This window comes from Clostridium sp. ZS2-4, assembly GCF_026719745.1.
Taxonomy (GTDB): Bacteria; Bacillota; Clostridia; order Clostridiales; family Clostridiaceae; genus Clostridium_H.
This window is the reverse complement of the sequence record NZ_JAPPRQ010000080.1, coordinates 1-1,589: the sequence shown is the minus strand read 5'-3', so window position 1 is coordinate 1,589 and position 1,589 is coordinate 1. Positions and strand designations below refer to the sequence as shown.

Genomic DNA, 1,589 nt, shown 5'->3' with positions numbered 1-1,589 from the left:
CAATGTCATAAAGCTAAGCTTGGATAAATTGGAAAAAATCAAAATAAATATTCAGAAAATAAGATTTTAAAGATAATTCCTCTATAATCAATACTACATTATAAGTATTGACGGAGGAATTTTTTTATGAGTAAAATTAATAGATTTAAAAAAGGTATACAAGCATCAAATCAAATTATAGATGATATAATGTTTCTATATAAATTTAGAATGAAAGAAACTTATTTTACAAGGATGGGAAGAAGCAAAATGAAATTCACTGACATAATATTGTTTATATTGAACTTTGTGAAAAAGAGCTTACAAATCGAGTTAGATGACTTCTTTAAGAATGTACATAAGGGTGAAGTAACTATAACTAAACAAGCATTTTCACAGGCTCGCCGAAAGGTTTCACCTGAGGCATTTATCTATCTTTTGGATGGTGTAAATAAATGGTTTTATAATGATACACCATTTAATAAATATCGTGGATATAGGCTATTAGCCATTGATGGAACAGTATTGCAATTACATAATAGTGAAAATCTAAGAGAAGTATTTGGATATATTGAAAATCAAAATTCTAAAGTTGCACGTGCGCAAGCTTCTGCCTTATATGATGTAGAAAATGATATGATAATAGCATCGAAAATAACTCACTATAAAACTGGCGAAAGAGCTATAGCAAAAGAAATGATAACTAAAATGTGTGAATTAGGAACACGTAATGATCTATTATTATTTGATAGAGGATATCCATCTAGAGATTTTATACAATTTATTGAAGAAAAACAGTTAAAATATTTAATGAGAGTTAGTAGTGGATTTTTAAAAGTAGTTGTTAATGCCCCAGATAAAGATCAAGTTATAGAGGTCAAATATAAGGGTGAATTACTAAAGATGAGAGTATTAAAGTTTGAATTAAATTCTGGTGTAATAGAAACATTAATAACAAATATTTTTGATGAAGACTTTTCAGTAGCGGATTTTAAAGAACTTTATTTCAAAAGATGGGGAATTGAAGTTAAATATAATGAAATTAAAAATAAGCTACAGGTTGAAAACTTTGCTGGTGAAACACCAATAGCTATAGAGCAAGATTTTTATGCCACTATGTATTTAAGTAATATGGTCGCATTAGCTAAAATGGATGCTAATGAAATTATTGAAGAAGAATATAAAAATAAAGGATTAAAATATGAATATAAAGTTAATACAAATGTGTTAATTGGTAAGCTTAAGAACACATTAATTACTATGATATCTATAAACAATCCTTGGAAGCGTTCACGCATATTGAAACATATTGAAGAAGAAATTCAAAGAAATGTTATTCCTATTAGACCTGATAGATCATTTGAAAGAAAAGAAAACAAGTCTACTCAAATGGTAAATAGAATGAATAAAAAAAGAGCGTTATAAAATACAGTTATATATTATTATGGAAAAACTTTCATAAATAATAATGAAGGTTTATTTCTGATGCTTAAAATAAAAAATACACATTTGTCACTAATATGATATTTTAGAAAAGTCTATGAAAACATAGACTTTTCCTTAAAAAACTATATCTTGTAAAAATTTTGAAGCTTAGCTTTATGACATTG

At 26.4% G+C, this 1,589-nt stretch carries 1 protein-coding gene; it reads left to right on the top strand.

Features of this window, described 5'->3' with window-relative positions:
• Positions 1–126 precede the first annotated feature (126 nt).
• Positions 127–1,404: an IS4 family transposase gene (locus tag OIO11_RS11705; RefSeq protein WP_268071652.1), complete on the top strand. Its 1,278-nt coding sequence runs from the start codon at positions 127–129 to the stop codon at positions 1,402–1,404.
• The last annotated feature ends 185 nt before the right edge of the window (positions 1,405–1,589 follow it).

Excerpts from the sequence above, each read along its gene's own strand:
- OIO11_RS11705 (WP_268071652.1), top strand. The coding sequence starts at position 127 with ATGAGTAAAATTAATAGATTTAAAAAAGGTATACAAGCATCAAATCAA.